The organism is Prochlorococcus sp. MIT 0604 (assembly GCF_000757845.1).
Classification (GTDB): domain Bacteria; phylum Cyanobacteriota; class Cyanobacteriia; order PCC-6307; family Cyanobiaceae; genus Prochlorococcus_A.
Map to the genome: position 1 here is coordinate 95,866 of NZ_CP007753.1, position 18,699 is coordinate 114,564.

An 18,699-nucleotide genomic window follows, 5' to 3' on the forward strand; every position below is an offset into this window, starting at 1 on the left:
GATTAATTAACCTACTGATCCCTCTAGTTTAAGTGCTAGCAACTTATCTGCTTCAGCAGCAAATTCCATAGGTAATTGATTAAATACATCTCTGCAAAAACCGCTGACCATCATAGATACTGCCTCTTCAAATTCTATACCTCTGCTTTGGAGATAAAAAAGTTGGTCTTCTGAGATTCTACATGTGCTTGCTTCATGCTCAATTTCAGAATTGGGTTGTTGAGATTTGATGTAAGGGAATGTATTTGCAGAAGCTTGATCCCCTATTAACATTGAATCACATTGACTGTAATTTCTTGATCCTGTAGCTTTTGTTCCAATTTTGACGAGACCTCTGTAGCTATTTTTTGAGTTACCTGCACTAATACCTTTGCTAACAATAGTTGATTTGGTCTTAGGACCAATATGGATCATCTTTGTGCCGGTATCTGCTTGCTGAAGATTATTGGTGAGAGCCACTGAATAAAATTCTCCTACAGATTCTTCCCCTAAAAGAAGACAGCTAGGATATTTCCATGTAATTGCAGACCCTGTTTCAACTTGAGACCAGCTAATTTTACTTCTCTTACCTAAACATTTTCCTCTCTTGGTGACAAAATTAAAAATTCCGCCAATCCCTTCTTCATCTCCAGCATACCAATTTTGTACTGTTGAATATTTTATTGAGGCGTCGTCTAATGCTATAAGCTCTACAACTGCTGCATGTAGGGTATTTGTATCAAACATTGGAGCTGTACAACCTTCTAGATAACTTACAGAACTTGATTCTTCAGCAATGATAAGTGTTCTTTCGAATTGCCCTGAATCACCACTATTAATTCTGAAGTAGGAAGATAGATCCATAGGGCAGGTAACACCTTTTGGGATATAAACAAAAGAACCATCACTAAAAACAGCAGAATTTAGTGCTGCAAAATAATTATCACTAGCTGGAACTACTGTACCTAAATATTTTTCAATCAAATCCGCGTGATCTTTTACTGCTTCACTAATTGAGCAAAATATAACTCCATGTTCAGCAAGTTCTTCTCTAAAAGTTGTTGCAATAGAAACACTATCAAAGACAGCATCTACTGCTACATTTGTAAGTTTTTTTTGCTCAGTGAGGGGTATTCCTAATTTGTCAAAAGTCTCAAGAAGTTTGGGATCAACTTCATCTAAGCTAGAAATTTTCTCTTTTTGCTTAGGAGCAGAGTAATAAATAATATCTTGATAATCAATCTTTTTATATCCTAATGCTGCCCAATCAGGCTCTTTCATTTTTTGCCATTTTTTAAAGGCTTTTAATCTAAAATCAAGAAGAAATTTTGGCTCTTCTTTTTTCTGTGAAATTAATTTTATGATGTCTTCATTTAATCCTTTTTCTATTTTTTCAGTTTCAATATCAGTAACGAAACCGTATTTGTAAGGCTCTTTTACTACATCTTTAACTAAATTTTCGTTGACCATGTTATTAAAAATAACTTATTACAATTAGCTTTATATACTTTAACGAAAGATACCCCCAATATTGAGTTTTTTTCCTTTATTAAAACTAAAAATTAATGTCTAATCATCTTGATCCCTTATCTAACCTATTAAACATAGAAACTATTCAAGAAATTGATAATCTTGATCTACCTATAATGCAGAAACATCATTTAAGAATACTCGCTCATTGCCTTCAGATTTTAAAAATTATCAATTTAGATAATAGTTTGGAATATCAAAATAAAAATCCCCTGAGAGAATGGTGTGATAACCAATCCAAAAAATTTGATGATGAAAAATTTAGTGATCTTTTTTATGAGCAGCTAGAATCCGCTTCGAAAAAATTAAGTACTTTTTCAAAAAAAATTGGCAAAAGTATTGAGGATTTAGAGATAGATGATTTAGTACTTTTAGTTGAACAACGCTGAATTCTCTTTTACTTAACTGATCCCGAAGAAAAAATATATTTTTGTTGAGTCTTTAACAAATTCAGGTAATAAAATTTAAAAAAAAAGAAAATTAATTTACATTTAAAAAAGACCTGAAAATTAATTAATTTCATTGATACCAACAGTTTTGAAGAGAAATATCAATTTTGAGAATTTTTAAGTAGTCAGAGGATCCTGACGACAGGCTAAAAAGACACACAATTACTCAAAAAAAAGAACATACTGATCCCAAACAAAAACGGAGATTTTAAAGTGGCTGATGGGATCATGAATAAAGATCAATTACTCTCACTAACCCTCAGACAATTACGTCAAGAAGCAAGTAAATTATCGGTTCCGCTATACAGTCGCAAAACAAAAGCTGTTTTAGTTGATTTAATACTTAAATATCAAGAAAAATCTACAAAAAAAGCATATACTATATCTCCTGAGTCAAAACCTGAACAAACTTCTGAGTCCAATTCTTTCAACAATACTGAAAAAGTTAAAACTAATGTAGTTTTCTTACCCCGAGATCCAGATTGGGCTTATGTTTTTTGGCAAATATCTGATGCAGATAGAGAAAAAGCACAATCTTTGGGAGCCAATAGATTATGTTTACGATTATTTGATGCATCTGGTTCTGAAGGAAGCAACCTCAATCAAGGAACACTCAGGGAGATAGCAGTTGATAGTTACAGTACAGAGTGGTATTTGCCAATCCCATTAGCAGATAGAGATTATAAAGTTGAATTGGGTTACAAATATGGTTTTAACTGGATGTCATTGGCATTTTCTTCAGTTAGTCATGTGCCTGGCTCACATCCTTCTGAGCAAATTCTTGATAAATTTGTACCTTTTAATTTAGATTCTACTTTTGAGTCAATCCCAGATATTTCTAATCCTGTCGTTTCAGAACAAAATGGTATGCATGAAAGGTTATACCAGGCAGCAACAAACATTCCTCTCAGAAGAAAAGTTGGTTCTGAAGAATTTATGGAAAACGCAAATTCAACAAACATCGATGATAATCTTACAGACTCAGGGGCAGGTAAATGGTCCTCGGGTTTAAATGATTCTGGAAGCGGAATTGTTAAAAATAGATCTTTTTGGCTCGTTGCTGATGCTGAATTAATTGTTTATGGAGCTACAGAGCCTTCTGCAAAACTTACAATAGGCGGAGAAGATGTACCTCTTGCTGCAGATGGCACTTTTAGAATTCAAGTTCCATTTAGAGACGGGACTCAAAAATATGATATTAAAGCTGTTGATGTATCTGGTGAGCAAGAAAAAAGTATATCAATGAAATTTGATAGAAATACACCACTTGACGATACTAATGAAAAAGATAATGCTGAGACTGAATGGTTTTAATAAATTAAATTAATGCTGAAAAAAATTGTAGCTTTTACTCCATTATTAGGGGCATTAACGTTTCCACTAATTGTTCCAATTACAATTTCTAAATTTGGTGTTAACTATGGAATTCTTAGTGCATTATTAATTTCTTCATTATGGTTTATCGCTATGTTAAGAACTTCCGAAATGCCTCATTAATTTAGTTAGATTTTTGGAAGTTTCTAAAAAATATGAATCAAGTTAGTGTAATTAATATCAATTCTCCTTTTCTAGATCAAAAACCAGGTACCTCTGGATTAAGAAAAAGTACTTTAAAGTTTCAGGAAGAACATTATCTAGAAATTTTTATTGAAGCAATCTTGCAATCATTAGAAGATTTAAAAGGTTCAACATTAGTAGTTGGTGGTGATGGCAGATATGGCAATATTGAAGCAATAGAAAAAATTGTCCAAATATGCATTGCTCATAAAGTTCAAAAGGTTATTGTTCCAAAATACGGTTTATTATCTACTCCTGCGACATCACATTTAATTAGAAAAGAAAAAGCTATTGGTGGAATTATTCTTTCTGCAAGCCATAATCCTGGTGGGATTGATGGCGACTTTGGAGTGAAATTGAATATCTCTAATGGTGGCCCAGCTCCTGAGATAATTACTAATAAGATTTTCAAGGTTTCACAATTACTAACTAGTTATAAAATTTGTAAAATTCAATTACCTGATTTTAGTAAATATGGAACTTATCCTTACGACGAAACTACCTTAGAAATTATTGATGGATTAACAGATTATTCTAATTTGATGGAGAAAATTTTTGACTTTGATCAAATTAGTGATTTTTTAAAAAAAGACTTCTCGTTAATCTTTGATGCTATGAATGCGGTTACAGGCCCATATGCAAAAAATATTTTTGTTGAAAAAATGGGTCTTGAACCTAATTGTGTCATGAATGGTAACCCGTTAAAAGATTTTGGAGGTTTACATCCTGATCCTAATCTTACTTACGCATCACACTTGGCTGATTTGTTACTAAATAAAAAATCTTATAGTTTTGGAGCTGCATGCGATGGAGATGGAGATAGGAATATGATTTTAGGAAGTGGATGTTTTGTAAATCCTAGTGATAGCCTTGCAGTTATCACTGCTAACACAAAATGTGTTCCTGGTTATAAAGATGGTATTACAGGTGTGGCACGATCCATGCCAACCAGCTCAGCGGTTGATAATGTTGCTCGAGCATTAAATATACCTTGTTTCGAGACACCTACTGGCTGGAAGTTTTTTGGAAATCTTTTAGATTCTAATTTAATTACTTTATGTGGAGAAGAAAGTTTTGGAACAGGTAGTAATCATGTGAGAGAGAAAGATGGACTTTGGGCAGTTTTATATTGGTTACAAGTTTTAGCTGAGAAAAAATGTTCGGTAAGTGATTTGATGCAGAATCATTGGAAACAATTTGGTAGGAATTATTATTCAAGACATGATTATGAGGCAATCCCCTCAAATATTGCTAATCAAATCTTTGGCAATCTAACTTCTATGCTCGAAAATTTAAAAGGAAATAGTTTTGCTGGTCATTTAGTTAAAGTTGCAGATAACTTTTCATATTTAGATCCAGTTGATAATTCCATAAGTGAAAATCAAGGTTTAAGATTGGTCCTTGATGATAATTCTCGAGTAATTGTGCGCCTCTCTGGAACTGGAACTAAGGGTGCAACATTAAGACTTTACTTTGAGAAATTTTTCGATTCTCAACAGAATCTTTCGTTAAATCCTCAGATCGCTTTGAAACCTCTAATAAATGATTTAGATGCTTTATTAAACATTTCAAAACTTACTCACATGGAAACTCCTACAGTAATTACATAGAATTGAAAGTAATTATTTTTTGTTTTTATTTATATGCATCCAGAAAATTTATTTACTAATTATTCTCAAATAGAAAATAATGCACCTTTGGCAGATATATTAAGACCAAAGAATTTGGAAGATTTTTTTGGTCAACAACCAATCCTGAATGAGAATTCGCTTTTAAGAAGTGCAATATTAAACGATAAGATTAGTAATTTTATATTTTCTGGTCCTCCTGGTGTTGGAAAAACTACTCTAATTGAAATTATTTCCAATAATACGCGTTCAAAATTAATTAAGTTAAATGCAGTATTATCAAGTGTTAAAGAATTAAGAAATGAAATCGCTAATGCAAAAGAAAGATTAATAAATTCAAAAAGGAAAACAATTTTATTTATCGATGAGGTTCATAGATTTACATCTGTTCAGCAAGATGCTTTATTACCTTCAATAGAAAATGGAACTATAACTTTTATTGGTGCTACAACGGAAAACCCTTTCTTTGCAGTTAATAAAGCGCTTGTTAGTAGGTCTCGTATTTTTACACTACTTCCTTTGGCTGAAAATGATTTGCAGAAAATAATACAAAAAGTCATAAATTACTATTCTAAAAAAAAAGATTCAAAAAAGGTTGATTTAACTCAAGATGCTATAACTCATTTAATTAAATTTTCTGGCGGTGATGCAAGAACATTAATAAATGCGCTAGAGCTGGCCATAGAAACAATTGCTGAAAATCATTCTAGAGAAATCAATATTAATCTCTCAATAGCAGAGGATGCAATTCAAAAGAAAAATATTGTTTACGATAAAAATGGTCAAAATCATTACGATGTAATAAGTGCCTTTATCAAGTCCATAAGAGGTTCTGATCCAGATGCCACTTTATTCTGGCTTGCGAATATGCTTGAGGCTGGTGAAGATCATAATTTTATTTTTAGAAGATTACTTATATCTGCCAGTGAAGATATTGGCATAGCTGATCCTAATGCCATAGTAGTTGTACAATCTTGTTGTAATGCTTTTGATAGAGTTGGTTTTCCAGAAGGATTATATTTTTTAACGCAGGCTTCTTTATATTTAGCTATGTCTCCAAAAAGTAATAGTACGAAAAGTATTTTTAAAGCAATTGAAACAATCAAATCTACCAATGCTTTTGATGTCCCACTTCATTTAAAAAATAATTCTAATAGTTATGTCAATCCTCATAACTATCCAGGTAATTGGGTCTCACAAGAATATCTTCCTAAATCTTTAAGAGGTGCAAAAATATGGGAACCAAATAATAATGGATGGGAAAAAACTCAATATGAAGAACTTCTTAGAAGAAAAGAAAACTAAAAAATTTTCGAACAACAAATAATTTCAGGATTAAAAGAAGTTTTTTCTTCGTAGGCTAAAGAGATAGTCCAATTGTGGAAGTTAATCTGTGAATAATTTAAATGTATGTTTCTCTTCTTATGAATTAACTCTTTTGGCTTTTCAAAAAATTGCCAATGGTTAATGTCTTTAGCTAATTTTCCATGATCCCATTTTATAGCCGCTTCAACAGCACACCATTGATTTAATATCATATTTTTTGTCAAATAATTATTATGATTTGATTTGTTGGTGTGAAAAAAATATTTTTCTGCAAATTTTATATGGTTAAAATCTCTATCTGTTCTCTCAATATCAATCCCTATTTTGCTTTCATGCCAAACTACAGTAATGGCATCTTTACAATGACTTAAACTGATATTTCCCATGCCAGAGGGTAAGCTTGGAGGTTCACCAGGATGAGCATTAATTGGAATTTCTAGGGGGTCTAAATCAAAAAGTGTTGAAAGTGATTGTCGCAAATAAGCTCTTGTTTCTAAAAAAAGCTTTGATCTTGAACTTGTTAGGTTTTTTGCAGTTTTAATTTCTTCTTTGGTTGCGATATCTTGCACACCTTTAATCTCATAAAACCAAATTTTTGGTATTTTATATTTATACTCATTTAATAATTTCAATGGCTCTTAAGGTTGGCGACAAAGCACCAGAATTTAAATTAAAAGATTCTTTTGAGAAAGAAGTTTCTCTTAGTGATTTTAAAGGTAAAAGAATAATACTATATTTTTATCCAAAAGATAATACTCCAGGATGTACTAAAGAAGCATGTAATTTCAAAGAGAATTGGGATTTACTCCAAAAAAATAATATTGTTGTACTTGGTATTAGTAAAGATAATGCATCTTCCCATCAGAGGTTTATAGAAAAATTTAATTTGCCTTTTATTCTTTTAACTGATCCTGAACCTTTTAAAGTTTCTTTTGATTACGATAGCTATGGACTTAAGAAATTCATGGGAAAAGAATATATGGGAATGATGAGAAATACTTTTTTGATCGATACTGATGGTAAAATCGAAAAAATTTACTTAAAGGTAAAAGCAGCAATAATGGCTGATCATATAATTGCAGATCTTGGGTTAAACTAATTTTTTACAGACAGGTGGTGAAGAATCATCCCCTCCATAACTAAATTAGGAGTATTTATAATGTTTTCTTTCGGAGTCTTTAGAGATTTTGTGAGTAATTGAGAGTCTCCTCCACAGATGATTAAAATATCCTTTGTGGGATTAAATAAACTATTAATCACGCCAGTAAGAGAGTTAATTACTCCTTTTAAAATTGCTTCTTCTGTATTAATTAAAAAATCTTTGATAGGAATATCATATTTTTTGGGAACTCTAAGATTTTTTGTATTTTGTTCCATTGATTTTAATTGTGTTAGAAAACCTGGAAGAAGTTGCCCTCCAACAATAGATCCATTTGAATTCAATTTTGTTATTGATAAGATTGTTCCACAATCTGCAATTAGCAAATCTTTTTTGAAAGGGTTTTCAACAATTTTTAAAGCGGCAATACAGGCAAGAGCTCTATCAACTCCAAAATAATCAGGAAGATTTGATAACTGAATATCTTTAGTTTTTATTTCATTTTCTTTTTTCAGTAAAAAATTTGGTAGTTTTCCTACAGAAGCCCAAATTAATTGATCAAGATCTATATTTTCGGGGACTTTTTGCCCTTTTTCGGTATGGAAGAATTTAGATTGATTTTTAGAATATTTTGCCCAATGAAGCCTACTATTGCCTACTAATAAAAAATTTAAATCTGAGACCATTGTTCTATGATCAATTTAATTATTAGTATGTATTCCACATTCTTGTTTAATCCCCCCAAATCTTGTATTTCTGCCTTTTGTTTGAATACCATCTGGACTGCTTGAATGCCAATCTCCTACAGAAGAATAACCTTTGAAAAAAAGTGGATGGGCAGGTAAATTATTCTCTTCCATATAATAAAAAATATCTTTATTTGTCCAATTTAATAAAGGTCTTAAAGAGAGTCTTTGACGAATTACGTCTAGGAATTTCATTTTGTTTCTATTTTCTGTTTGACTTGATCTAACACCGCTTGCCCAGCAGAAAATATCATATTTTTCTAAACCATTTTCTAAAGGTTTTATCTTTCTCAATTCATGATACTTATCTAAATCACTCTCTTTATTTGTTTCCCAAAGTTTTCCGTATTTGGCCTCCATTCTTGCTGGAGATAATTCACTTTGCAGAACTTCAACTTCTAAGGACAAATTATCAATAAGCTTTTCAGCATAATGGTATGTTTCTGGAGGAAGGTAACCTGTATCTATCCAAAATATTTTGATTTTTTTTTGTAGACATAATTTACTGACCATATTTAAAAGTACTGATGACTGTATACCAAAACTTGTTGTAATACCAAATTGATTATCAAACTTTTCATAACCCCATGTAAGCATTTCTTGAGGATTCATATCTACTAACTCTTGATTATATTTTCTCAGGTTAGTTTGAATATCTTTGTCAATTTTTTCAATCATTCTTCAGTTTGGTTATGAGTTTAATTTTATTTCGCTCAATTTAAAAATTATTCGTATAGTTTAATAATACATTTACGCATAACAATATTTCTCTAATGGAATCGATACAAAAACCAATAGTAATAGTTGGAGCAGGTTTTGCAGGTATGACATTTGCTTTGAATTTAAAGAATCTTAATCCTTCTTTACCGATTATTGTTGTTGATTCTGAAACTAATTTTATATTTAAGCCTTTAATGTACGAAGTTTTAAGTAAAGAAATTAGAAGTTGGGAAGCCAATCCAAAATTTGCAAATATTTTTTCTGATGCGGGTATAACTTTTTTAAGAAATTGTTTAACCAGGATTTCCTTCAAAGAAAATATTCTTGAATTTAGTGACGATTTAAAATTAAGTTATCAGTATCTGGTTATATGTACAGGATCTATTCCAAATAGTTTTTTTATAAAAGGTGTAGATGAAAATTGTTATTTTTTTAATGATGTTCAGGATTTAAACAAATTAAATTCTTTTTTAAAAAAATCACAAGATACTGCTTTGCATAAAAAGTTATTCATAGTTGGAGGTGGTCCCTCTGGCATCGAGTTGGCATGCAAAATTAAAGATATATTTACAGATCAATTTGAAATTAATGTTATTGAAAAATCAAACGAAATCCTCAATAAAAACAAAATTTTTAATAGAGAACAAGCAGAGAAGGCATTAGAAAAAAGAAAAATCAACGTTCTTTTGAATTCTACCGTTAAAGAAGTCTTAGAAACTAAGATTAGTATTTCTAGTGAGGTTGGGATAACTTCATTGGATAAAGATATTGTTATTTGGACTGCAGGTGTTAAACCTAATTTGTCTTTCTTAGAAACTGATCAAATAACAAAAAGATTTGGACGAATTTTAGTTAATAATCATTTGCAAATAGAAAAATATAAAAACTGTTTTGCTATTGGTGATGTCTCAGTTATTGAAGGAATGGAGGATTTACCTGTAACTGCTCAGGTAGCTATGCAGGAAGGAAATCATCTGGCTAATAATTTAGAACTTTTAATTCAAGGAAAGGATCTTTTATCCTTTGAATTTAAAGACAATGGTGAAATGATTAGCTTAGGAATAGGAGACGCTTCACTTTCTGGGCTTGGGGTTACTTTATCTGGTAAATTGGCATTTGAGGCAAGAAGACTTATATATGCTTCCAAGTTGCCTGATATTACTGAAAGCTTAAAATCTGCATCTTCATGGATATTCCAAAAAAAATCTATTTTTAAAAAGTTTCTTAAAAAAGATAATTTCAATTAAACTTTTTTGAAATATTGTTTTTGGGTATATTGAGTTAAATAAGTTTCGTATGAATTTAATTGCAGTAGTTAGTAATAATTTTGATGCGTTTATAACGGTAGTTGTTTTAATAATGTCAATAATTTTGTTTATTAAAAATACTATTGCGCCAGAATTGACTGGTTTGTTATGTGTTGGAATATTTATAGCTACAGGGGTTCTTTCTCCTGAAAAAGCTTTAGCTGGATTTGGTAGCCCATCCTTAATTACTCTTATGGGTTTGTTTGCAGTTTCTTCTGCATTATTTAAAAGTGGTGCTTTAGACAGAGTAAGAGAATTGATTTCCTCTGAAAGTATTAGAACGCCTAGGAAATTAATTTCTTTAATAGCTTTTTTGATTGCCCCAATATCTGGAATTGTACCTAATACGCCAGTAGTAGCATCTTTGTTACCCTTAATTGAAGGTTGGTGCGAGCGGAGAAATATATCACCATCAAAAGTTTTATTACCTCTTTCTTTTGCTACTTTGTTAGGTGGAACCCTGACATTATTGGGCAGCTCAGTAAATCTTCTTGTAAGTGATATTAGTCAACAATTAGGTTATGGAGCTTTGGAATTATTTAGTTTGACGTCAATCGGAATTCCTGTATGGCTTATAGGTACAACCTATATGATTGTAGTTTCTGATGTGCTTTTACCAGATAGAGGAAGAGATAAAGAATTTATTAAAAATGGTGATATGAATATATACTTTACTGAAGTTACTATTCCTTCTACTTCAGAATTAGTTGGACAATCTGTCAGAAATAGTAGATTGCAAAGACGATTTGACGTTGATGTTCTGGAATTGCAAAGAAATGGAAAAGTTATTCTTCCTCCTTTGGCGGATAGAAAGATTGAACCGGATGATAGATTAATAATCCGCGTTACGAGGGCAGACTTATTTAGGCTACAACAGGAACATACCATTTTGTTAGGCGAAAATAAAACTTCGTTCGATGGAGCTAATGTTTTCTCAGATGATGAAGGTACTAAGACCTTTGAAGCCTTGTTACCAGCTGGCTCAACTCTAGCTGGTGCAAGTTTGAGAGAATTAAGATTTAGGCAGCGTCATAATGCAACAGTTTTGGCACTACGAAGAGGTCAACAAACTGTTCAGGAGAGATTAGGGCAAGCTGTTTTAAGGGCTGGAGATGTTTTATTATTGCAAGCACCGTTAGATTCAATAAGAGGTTTGCAAGCTAGTAATGATTTGCTCATTTTAGATCAATTCGAAGATGATTTACCTTTCTTGATAAAAAAACCGATATCAATTGGAATTGCAATAGGAATGGTGGTTTTGCCTTCGGTTTCCAATATTCCATTAGTAGGTTCGGTTCTTTTAGCAGTCATTGCCATGGTTGCTTGTGGATGTTTAAGACCTGCAGAGATACAAAAATCAATCAGGTTAGATGTCGTTTTATTGTTGGGATCTTTATCATGCTTTAGTGTAGCTATGCAGGTAACAGGATTAGCAGATTTAATTGCAGTCAATCTAAATTTTGCCATTAATGGAATGCCTCTTTATTTTTCACTAGTTGTAATTTTTGTATCTACAATTATTCTCACACAATTTATAAGTAATGCTGCTTCGGTTGCTTTAATTTTGCCTGTAGCTATTGAATTCTCAAATGTTTTAGAAATTTCACCAAGCGCTTTAATAATGCTTGTTTTATTCGGTGCAAGTCAATCTTTCTTGACGCCAATGGGTTATCAAACAAACTTAATGGTTTATGGTCCTGGAAGATATAGATTTTTTGATATCGCAAAATATGGAGCTGGATTAACACTTATAATGTCATTTACAGTGCCAGCATTAATAATTTTAAATTACGGTTAATATCGTGAAATTCAAAAGTAAGGTTTATAAGTTAAAAGATGCTTACAAAAAGCTATCTGTACCTCAATTTACAATTGTTACAGGCTTTTTTATTATTTGCCTTGGAACTTTAATTTTGAGTTCTCCATTATGTTCGTCTTCAAAGGTTGGTTTGTGGGAAGCATTTTTTACATCAACTTCTGCTATAACTGTAACTGGCTTAACCATAATAGATATTGGTGTTGATTTAAATTTCTTTGGCCAAGTTTTCTTGGCTTTTATGCTTTTATCAGGAGGTCTAGGATTAATGGCCATAACAACATTTTTACAAGGATTTGTTGTGAAGGGGACAAAGCTCAGAACTAGATTAGATAAAGGAAAGACTCTTGATGAATTTGGAGTTGGCGGAATTGGTCGAACTTTTCAAAGCATTGCTATTACAGCGATTAGTATCATATCTTTGGGCGCAATTGTTTTATATTCTTTTGGATTTGTAGACATTCAAAATAATTGGGAAAGACTATGGTCTTCGATTTTTCACAGTATATCTGCATATAACAATGCAGGATTTTCTTTAATGTCAAATAGCATTCAAGACTATAGAACAAATTATTTGGTGAATATTGTTTTTGTTTTTCTCATTGTTATGGGTGGATTGGGTTGGCGGGTTATTGATGACATTTGGAGTAACAAAACAAATCTTTCTTATAAAAAATTAAGCCTTCATTCCAGACTAGTTATTAGGACAAGTTTGTCTCTAATATTGTTCGGATCGTTAGGATTTTTTATCACTGAATCATTGCTTAATAGTCAATTTTTTAATGATTTGAATTTGTTTGAACGGTTATTGTCATCAATTTTTGAAACAGTAAGTGCAAGAACTGCAGGCTTTACAAATTATCCAATCTCCTTGAACTCCATATCAGATACTGGCCTCTTGTTATTAATGACTTTGATGTTTATTGGAGCAAGTACCGGAGGTACTGGTGGAGGCATAAAAACAACTACATTTATTGCTTTAATGGCTGCAACGAGATCAACTTTAAGAGGTCAAAAAGATGTAATTATTAGCAATAGACTAATTTCAGATAAAGTTATTCTAAAGGCAGTTGGAATTACAGTTGGATCTTTACTTTTTGTTCTTTTAATGGCAATGTTGCTAAGTACGACAAATACTTTTGTTAAGAAAGAATCTTTCACATTCCTAGAAATTCTGTTCACCTGCATATCTGCATTTGCAACTGTTGGTTTTGATATTGGCTTAACTGCAAAATTAAATCATTTCGGCCAATTTATTCTAATTGTCGGAATGTTTGTGGGCAGACTTGGTATCCTTTTGCTTTTAAGTGCACTTTGGCAGGCTCTTTATAAGAGTAGAATAGATAGACAAAAGAGAATTGGCTATCCTAGGGCTGATCTTTATGTTTAGGATTGACTGAGTTTTATTATGGCTGATTGGTGGCAGTGGTCTCAAAAGAGAGAAAAAGAAGCACTCACATTTGCAGTTGTTGGCGTTGGAAGATTTGGAACCGCTGTTTGTAGAGAACTTATTTGTAATGGTGCAGATGTTCTGGCCGCAGATTATTCGGAAAAAGCTATTGATGATTTGAGACAATTGGAACCTTCCATAGAGGCTAGAGTTGTAGATTGTACTGATGAAGAGTCTATGAAGGAATCTGGAATACTTGAAATGAATACTGTTGTAGTGGGTATTAGTGAACCTATTGAAGCAAGTATAACTACTACACTTATCGCTAAAGATAGTGAAGGTAGCAAAGTAAAAAGAGTAATAGCAAGAGCTACGAGTGACTTGCATGAAAAAATGTTAAAAAGAGTAGGTGCAGACAAAGTTGTCTTCCCTTCAAGAATGCAAGGAGAGAGATTAGGTTTAGAACTAGTGAGACCAAATCTAATTGAAAGATTGGAACTCGATAATCAAACTGGTATAGATGAAATAACTGTTCCAGAGGAATTTATTGGAAGATCTTTGAGAGATTTGAATTTGAGGAAGAATTATTTAGTTAATGTTCTTGCCGCAGGACCTGCTGAAGAGTTAACAGTTAATCCTCCCGCAAAATATATCTTAGAAAGAGGAAATATTTTGGTAGTAATGGGAAAAACTGTAGATTTACAGAAATTGCCTCAGAATTAATTATTTTTAATCAGATTTTTTATAGTATCTAATCTTTTGAGGAGGTTTTTTTAATCTTCTGACGCTTTGTTTTTCAAGTTCGTCTCTAAATTTATCGGTATTTAAATTATTTTCTGATAAAAATGATTTACCCTCCTTCTCGAAGTATTTTTTTATACCCTCTTGTATTAACACTTTTGCCATATTACTAACTGTCCTAGATTCTGTATTGGCTAAAATAGTTAATTGCTCGCATATTAACTCCGGAAGAACCACTTGAATTCTGGGGGATTTAGGCTTCCCATTAGTTGAGTTTTGACGGGTAGCCATGAGTCAAAGTTGATAACTGTTACTTATAAGTATACACAGTTAGTCAAGGATACTATCTTTGTGTATATTATTAGTAAGGAAATTTATGTCCGTATCAATTAATTGTTTTATTGCCCCATGAAAAATTCAAGAAAACTTGATTCTCCTAAAAGGTCGATAATTGATAAAAAGAAAAAAAGATTAGTTAATTCTGATTATCACGATAATGAAAATAGTGATGTTTTGGTATCAGCTGTAATTAGTCCATATTTGTTAACTCATCTTCACCATATTCTCCAGCAGTCTGAGTACTATGCTCAAAAAGATGGTAGAAAATCTCACGCAGCTAATTTTGCGAAATTAAGAAAAGTTTTATGTTTAGATGCAAGAAGTATGGCAGATGCCTCTGCAAAAGAAATAAAAGATACTGATAATGATTTATCTATTAATAAATATAATGAACAAAATGTAGCTTGAAGTAATAATCTATTAATAAATAGATTTTAAAAACATGTCCAGTAACGCTGAAAAGCTCTATAAGTTAATAGCCAACGACTCCAAAAAGAAACAAAGTTTGTTTATGACTGCTTTAACTAATCCTAAAAAAGCCTTAGACAAAATATGTGATATTGGCAACGAGTTAGATATTTCTGTGACTAAAGAAGAGGTTATTGATTATTTAAGTACTATTGATGATGAGGCAACTAAAATGTGGTTAATCAAGGCTCGGGGAGGTCTTTAGGTAAAGGTTTCGAATAATTATTATTTGGATTAGTAATAGGTTTTATCCTCTTGTTGTAGCCACCTCCACCAGCTAAAGTCCAAAAAAACCAGTAACTTGGAATTGCAAGAGCTGCAGCTATGAAAATCACTACAATTTGTTCTATTCTTTTCATGATTTAATTTTATTCCACAAAATATTTTTTTAGTAAATAAGCCACAGATTTTGTAAATTCTATTTTTAAAAAAGTGATTAGATTTGAAGGTATAAGCAAAATTTATTCTACAGATGTTGTTTTAAAAAATATTAATTGGGAAATTAAGAAAGGGGAAAAAGTTGGCCTAGTAGGTTCTAATGGTGCAGGTAAGTCAACACAATTTAAGATTTTAATTGGAGAGGAAGAGCAAACAAGTGGAACGATTATTAAAGAGGGAAATCCTAAAATTGCTCATTTAAAGCAAGAGTTTGATTGTAATTTGAATTTTTCAGTGCGACAAGAATTAGAAAGTTCTTTTAAAGAAATACAAATTGTTGCCATTAAACTTTTAGAAATTGAGAATAAAATGAAATCATTGGATATAAAAAAACATTCTGGTGAACTTGAGATATTTGTAAATCAACTCGCAAAGTATCAGGCAAAATTTGAAGCTTTAGGTGGTTATAAAATGCAATCTGATGTAGAAAAAATATTGCCAAAATTAGGTTTTTCAATGGAAGATGCTGATAAATTAGTTGGTAATTTTTCAGGAGGTTGGCAGATGAAAGTTGCACTTGGAAAAATAATCTTACAAAAACCTGATTTACTTTTACTGGATGAACCAACCAATCATTTAGATTTAGATACTATTTTCTGGTTGGAAGAATATCTATCTTCGCTTAAGATTGCTGTTGTTATAATCAGCCATGATAGATATTTTTTAGACAAATTATGTAAAAAAATAATTTTTGTGGATAGAGGAACATCTGAAATATATAATGGAAACTATTCTTTTTTTATCGAGCAGAAATCTTTAAATGAAGAATCACAAAATAAGGCATATCAATTACAACAAAAAGAAATTGAGATACAGAAGAGGTATATAGATAGATTTAGAGCTAGTGCAACTAGAAGTTCTCAAGCAAAGAGTAGAGAAAAACAATTAACAAAGATTTCTAAAATTGAGGCTCCAAGAGCTAACTCAAAAAGTCCTGTTTTTAATTTTCCAGAGTGCCCTCGCTCAGGAAGATTAGTTCTAAATATCAAAAATTTGTGTCATAGTTTTGAGGATAAAATTCTTTTTTTAGATGTTAATTTAAAGATTTCTTCTGGAGAAAAAATAGCAATATTAGGACCTAATGGTTGCGGTAAATCTACATTGCTTAAAATTATTATGAAAAAAATATCTCCTGAAGTTGGAGAAATTAATCTTGGCAAACATAATATAATTCCTAGCTATTATGAGCAGAATCAGGCTGAAGCACTTTCATTAGAAGAAAGGGTTATTGACTTAATATTTGCAAAGTCTCCAGAATGGTCCCAAAAAAAAGTAAGAACATTCTTAGGAGGTTTTGGTTTTCAAAATGAAACTGTTTTTAAGTATATTAAACAACTCAGTGGAGGAGAAAAGGCAAGATTAGCATTGGCGCTCATGATTATTAATCCTAGTAATTTTCTTCTTTTGGACGAACCTACTAATCATTTGGATCTGCAATCTAAGGAAAACTTAGAATTAGCAATAAAAAATTATAAAGGTTCGTCATTAATTATTTCGCATGATCGGTATTTTATTTCAAAGGTTGCAAATAGAATTGTTGAAATTAAAGATTCCAATTTATTTTCATATGATGGTAATTACGAATATTTTTTAGAAAAAACTCAAAGCCATAAAAAAGTTTGATTACTTTCAAAAAGTTTACATTTGGCTAAGTAAGATCACTCATTTAACTTTACATAGTTCACTGTCCTTGATTAATCTTAAAAATACAGAAATAAGTTTCAATAATACAAATGAAAAATTTTGACTTCCAAGAAAAACAATTGCAAATTTCTGATCCCATTGAAAGTTATTTTGAATGCATTACTACCTGTGATATAAGGGATGGTAGATGTATTTCTAGGTGTGTGGAAATACTTAAAAAGAATGACAATTAAATCTTTTATTTATTTTGTAGATTAGTTATATCAGTTGGTATTACTTTTAATTTAATAAGTTTATTTCTGCGCTTCAAAAATATATTGACTTGTTTATAGATACCATTTTTACTTATTTGATCTATAACATCTGATGCGGATTCAATATCTTTATTACCTACTTTAATTAAAATATCATCTACCTTGATTCCACTTTTTTCAGCTGGACTGTTCGGTACTACATATCCCACTTTTACGACATTATTTTTTCTATCAGAATTACTTTCTTCTATTAGGCTAATCCCAATCATAGGATGTATTACTTTTCCATTTTTTATAAGTTGATAGGCAATTCCCTTGGCTTTATTAATTGGGATTGCGAAACTCAAACCCGCCCCAGGACCTGATCTTATCAAGGTATTAATACCAATTACTTCTCCATCTCTATTCAATAGTGGACCTCCAGAATTACCAGGATTAATAGCAGCGTCTGTTTGAATCAGTTCAAGTTTTTTATCGTATATTCCTAATTGAGTGACGTTTCTATTTAAATTACTAATAATTCCGAGGGTGACTGTGTTTTCCAGTCCGAACGGATTTCCAACTGCTATAGCCCAATCACCGACTTTAATCTTTGCCGAATCGCCCAATTTTGCTTTTGGCCAAGGTCCTTCCCCTTCAATCTTTAGCACAGCTAAATCAGTAAAGAAGTCTTGCCCTATAAGTTTTGCATTTAATTTTTTTCCATTGGTTAAACCAACAGTTACCTTATCTGATCCATTTACCACATGTGCATTGGTCATTACAAGTCCATCTGCAAATATAAATCCACTTCCTTGGTTTTGCTCTATCCTTGGTCGATTGTCATTAGGTAAATCTAATCCAAAAAATCTTTCAAAATATGGGTCAAGAAATAGTTGAGAATTTCTTGGTAATTTTCTTTTTTTAACATACCTTTGAGTATCAATTGTCACCACAGCTGCACCGGTTCTCTCTACAGCTTTTGTTATGAAAGATTTGTTTGAATATAAATTAACTTCACTAAAACTTGGTTTATTAGTGAATGGTTGGGATATCAAATTTGAGGGACATAGTATACCAATAGCAAAAAATGAGTAGAAAAGAATTTGCTTTTGGCTATAAATTTTCCATTTTAATTTTTTTATTTTCGTCGGATACATTAAATACACATTATGTGCAGAATAAACTAATTATAAAAAAAATATAATACTTTAGAGAAAAAAATTAATTAATTAAAAATAGCTAAATTGCTTTTTTTCGGGCTATGATATTAAAAATATAAATAATTA

21 protein-coding genes are annotated in these 18,699 nt (G+C 31.4%); 14 read left to right on the plus strand and 7 right to left on the minus strand.

The genetic code is table 11. From position 1 onward, the window contains the following. Positions 1–6: 6 nt before the first annotated feature. Positions 7–1,449: a Fe-S cluster assembly protein SufB gene (sufB, locus tag EW14_RS00440; RefSeq protein ID WP_042849559.1), complete on the minus strand. Its 1,443-nt coding sequence runs from the start codon at positions 1,447–1,449 to the stop codon at positions 7–9. 95 nt (positions 1,450–1,544) lie between these two features. Here sufB and EW14_RS00445 point away from each other — a divergent pair, with 95 nt between their 5' ends. The 5 genes from EW14_RS00445 to EW14_RS00465 all read left to right on the plus strand — a co-directional run bounded on the left by EW14_RS00445 (position 1,545) and on the right by EW14_RS00465 (position 6,448). After that, the gene (locus EW14_RS00445) at positions 1,545–1,898 is read left to right on the plus strand and encodes a hypothetical protein (RefSeq protein WP_042849560.1); all 354 of its coding nucleotides are present in this window, start codon (positions 1,545–1,547) and stop codon (positions 1,896–1,898) included. Positions 1,899–2,171: 273 nt separating this feature from the next. Beyond that, entirely contained in the window at positions 2,172–3,272 is a 1,101-nt protein-coding gene (locus EW14_RS00450; RefSeq protein ID WP_042849561.1) for a DUF4912 domain-containing protein, read from the plus strand. A 12-nt stretch (positions 3,273–3,284) separates the two neighbouring features. Further along, the gene (locus EW14_RS09990; RefSeq protein ID WP_042849563.1) at positions 3,285–3,455 is read left to right on the plus strand and encodes a hypothetical protein; all 171 of its coding nucleotides are present in this window, start codon (positions 3,285–3,287) and stop codon (positions 3,453–3,455) included. Positions 3,456–3,487: 32 nt separating this feature from the next. Beyond that, a complete protein-coding gene (locus EW14_RS00460; protein WP_042849564.1) occupies positions 3,488–5,125 on the plus strand; it encodes an alpha-D-glucose phosphate-specific phosphoglucomutase in 1,638 nt (545 codons plus the stop codon). Between the two features lie 33 nt (positions 5,126–5,158). Further along, positions 5,159–6,448, plus strand: a complete 1,290-nt coding sequence (locus tag EW14_RS00465; protein ID WP_042849565.1) for an AAA family ATPase — start codon at positions 5,159–5,161, stop codon at positions 6,446–6,448. Here the strand turns inward: EW14_RS00465 and EW14_RS00470 are convergent. Next, on the minus strand, positions 6,445–7,038 hold the full coding sequence (locus tag EW14_RS00470) for a 4'-phosphopantetheinyl transferase superfamily protein (RefSeq protein WP_369794272.1): 594 nt from the start codon (positions 7,036–7,038) through the stop codon (positions 6,445–6,447). The genes EW14_RS00465 and EW14_RS00470 overlap by 4 nt on opposite strands. A gap of 62 nt (positions 7,039–7,100) precedes the next feature. On the opposite strand from EW14_RS00470, the gene bcp reads away from it, so the two are divergent. Continuing rightward, entirely contained in the window at positions 7,101–7,568 is a 468-nt protein-coding gene (gene bcp, locus EW14_RS00475; protein ID WP_042849567.1) for a thioredoxin-dependent thiol peroxidase, read from the plus strand. Here bcp and EW14_RS00480 read toward each other — a convergent pair. After that, the gene (locus tag EW14_RS00480; protein WP_042849568.1) at positions 7,565–8,254 is read right to left on the minus strand and encodes a type III pantothenate kinase; all 690 of its coding nucleotides are present in this window, start codon (positions 8,252–8,254) and stop codon (positions 7,565–7,567) included. The genes bcp and EW14_RS00480 overlap by 4 nt on opposite strands. Positions 8,255–8,269: 15 nt before the next feature. Then, positions 8,270–8,992, minus strand: a complete 723-nt coding sequence (locus EW14_RS00485) for a phosphoadenylyl-sulfate reductase (RefSeq protein ID WP_042849569.1) — start codon at positions 8,990–8,992, stop codon at positions 8,270–8,272. Between the two features lie 95 nt (positions 8,993–9,087). Between EW14_RS00485 and EW14_RS00490 the strand changes: the two genes are divergently transcribed. The 4 genes from EW14_RS00490 to EW14_RS00505 are packed head-to-tail and all read left to right on the plus strand — an operon-like array spanning position 9,088 to position 14,270. Further along, positions 9,088–10,281 (plus strand): NAD(P)/FAD-dependent oxidoreductase, encoded by a 1,194-nt coding sequence (locus EW14_RS00490; protein WP_042849570.1) that lies wholly within the window; start codon positions 9,088–9,090, stop codon positions 10,279–10,281. 49 nt (positions 10,282–10,330) lie between these two features. Beyond that, on the plus strand, positions 10,331–12,139 hold the full coding sequence (locus tag EW14_RS00495) for an SLC13 family permease (protein ID WP_042849571.1): 1,809 nt from the start codon (positions 10,331–10,333) through the stop codon (positions 12,137–12,139). Positions 12,140–12,143: 4 nt separating this feature from the next. Further along, positions 12,144–13,547, plus strand: a complete 1,404-nt coding sequence (locus tag EW14_RS00500; protein ID WP_042849572.1) for a TrkH family potassium uptake protein — start codon at positions 12,144–12,146, stop codon at positions 13,545–13,547. Between the two features lie 18 nt (positions 13,548–13,565). Then, the gene (locus EW14_RS00505; RefSeq protein WP_042849573.1) at positions 13,566–14,270 is read left to right on the plus strand and encodes a TrkA family potassium uptake protein; all 705 of its coding nucleotides are present in this window, start codon (positions 13,566–13,568) and stop codon (positions 14,268–14,270) included. 6 nt (positions 14,271–14,276) lie between these two features. Here the strand turns inward: EW14_RS00505 and EW14_RS00510 are convergent, their stop codons facing one another. Further along, complete coding sequence (locus EW14_RS00510) at positions 14,277–14,579, minus strand: hypothetical protein (RefSeq protein WP_042849574.1); 303 nt, start codon at positions 14,577–14,579, stop codon at positions 14,277–14,279. A gap of 117 nt (positions 14,580–14,696) precedes the next feature. Here EW14_RS00510 and EW14_RS00515 point away from each other — a divergent pair, with 117 nt between their 5' ends. Together EW14_RS00515 and EW14_RS00520 are read left to right on the plus strand one after the other, a co-directional pair. Further along, on the plus strand, positions 14,697–15,035 hold the full coding sequence (locus EW14_RS00515) for a hypothetical protein (protein WP_042849575.1): 339 nt from the start codon (positions 14,697–14,699) through the stop codon (positions 15,033–15,035). A 34-nt stretch (positions 15,036–15,069) separates the two neighbouring features. Then, positions 15,070–15,300, plus strand: coding sequence for a hypothetical protein (locus tag EW14_RS00520; RefSeq protein WP_042849576.1), 231 nt, complete (start codon positions 15,070–15,072; stop codon positions 15,298–15,300). Here EW14_RS00520 and EW14_RS10160 read toward each other — a convergent pair. Next, positions 15,278–15,454: a hypothetical protein gene (locus EW14_RS10160; RefSeq protein WP_197049597.1), complete on the minus strand. Its 177-nt coding sequence runs from the start codon at positions 15,452–15,454 to the stop codon at positions 15,278–15,280. The two genes, EW14_RS00520 and EW14_RS10160, sit on opposite strands and share 23 nt — an antisense overlap. A 73-nt stretch (positions 15,455–15,527) precedes the next feature. Here EW14_RS10160 and EW14_RS00525 point away from each other — a divergent pair, with 73 nt between their 5' ends. Both EW14_RS00525 and EW14_RS10165 read left to right on the plus strand, forming a co-directional pair. Beyond that, entirely contained in the window at positions 15,528–17,156 is a 1,629-nt protein-coding gene (locus tag EW14_RS00525) for an ABC-F family ATP-binding cassette domain-containing protein (RefSeq protein ID WP_042849577.1), read from the plus strand. Positions 17,157–17,266: 110 nt separating this feature from the next. Continuing rightward, a complete protein-coding gene (locus EW14_RS10165) occupies positions 17,267–17,410 on the plus strand; it encodes a hypothetical protein (RefSeq protein ID WP_197049598.1) in 144 nt (47 codons plus the stop codon). A gap of 5 nt (positions 17,411–17,415) precedes the next feature. On the opposite strand, the gene EW14_RS00530 is transcribed toward EW14_RS10165, so the two are convergent. Next, entirely contained in the window at positions 17,416–18,570 is a 1,155-nt protein-coding gene (locus EW14_RS00530; RefSeq protein WP_042849578.1) for a trypsin-like peptidase domain-containing protein, read from the minus strand. Positions 18,571–18,699: the final 129 nt, after the last annotated feature.

What these genes read in the sequence shown, in the direction of transcription:
- EW14_RS09990 (WP_042849563.1), top strand. Translation starts at nt 3,285, where the DNA reads ATGCTGAAAAAAATTGTAGCTTTTACTCCATTATTAGGGGCATTAACG.
- EW14_RS00460 (WP_042849564.1), top strand. Translation starts at nt 3,488, where the DNA reads ATGAATCAAGTTAGTGTAATTAATATCAATTCTCCTTTTCTAGATCAA.
- EW14_RS10160 (WP_197049597.1), bottom strand. Translation starts at nt 15,454, where the DNA reads ATGAAAAGAATAGAACAAATTGTAGTGATTTTCATAGCTGCAGCTCTT.
- EW14_RS00495 (WP_042849571.1), top strand. Translation starts at nt 10,331, where the DNA reads ATGAATTTAATTGCAGTAGTTAGTAATAATTTTGATGCGTTTATAACG.
- EW14_RS00530 (WP_042849578.1), bottom strand. Translation starts at nt 18,570, where the DNA reads ATGTATCCGACGAAAATAAAAAAATTAAAATGGAAAATTTATAGCCAA.
- EW14_RS00480 (WP_042849568.1), bottom strand. Translation starts at nt 8,254, where the DNA reads ATGGTCTCAGATTTAAATTTTTTATTAGTAGGCAATAGTAGGCTTCAT.
- EW14_RS00445 (WP_042849560.1), top strand. Translation starts at nt 1,545, where the DNA reads ATGTCTAATCATCTTGATCCCTTATCTAACCTATTAAACATAGAAACT.
- EW14_RS00520 (WP_042849576.1), top strand. Translation starts at nt 15,070, where the DNA reads ATGTCCAGTAACGCTGAAAAGCTCTATAAGTTAATAGCCAACGACTCC.
- EW14_RS00515 (WP_042849575.1), top strand. Translation starts at nt 14,697, where the DNA reads ATGAAAAATTCAAGAAAACTTGATTCTCCTAAAAGGTCGATAATTGAT.
- sufB (WP_042849559.1), bottom strand. Translation starts at nt 1,449, where the DNA reads ATGGTCAACGAAAATTTAGTTAAAGATGTAGTAAAAGAGCCTTACAAA.
- EW14_RS00505 (WP_042849573.1), top strand. Translation starts at nt 13,566, where the DNA reads ATGGCTGATTGGTGGCAGTGGTCTCAAAAGAGAGAAAAAGAAGCACTC.
- EW14_RS00510 (WP_042849574.1), bottom strand. Translation starts at nt 14,579, where the DNA reads ATGGCTACCCGTCAAAACTCAACTAATGGGAAGCCTAAATCCCCCAGA.
- EW14_RS10165 (WP_197049598.1), top strand. Translation starts at nt 17,267, where the DNA reads ATGAAAAATTTTGACTTCCAAGAAAAACAATTGCAAATTTCTGATCCC.
- EW14_RS00485 (WP_042849569.1), bottom strand. Translation starts at nt 8,992, where the DNA reads ATGATTGAAAAAATTGACAAAGATATTCAAACTAACCTGAGAAAATAT.
- bcp (WP_042849567.1), top strand. Translation starts at nt 7,101, where the DNA reads ATGGCTCTTAAGGTTGGCGACAAAGCACCAGAATTTAAATTAAAAGAT.
- EW14_RS00490 (WP_042849570.1), top strand. Translation starts at nt 9,088, where the DNA reads ATGGAATCGATACAAAAACCAATAGTAATAGTTGGAGCAGGTTTTGCA.
- EW14_RS00465 (WP_042849565.1), top strand. Translation starts at nt 5,159, where the DNA reads ATGCATCCAGAAAATTTATTTACTAATTATTCTCAAATAGAAAATAAT.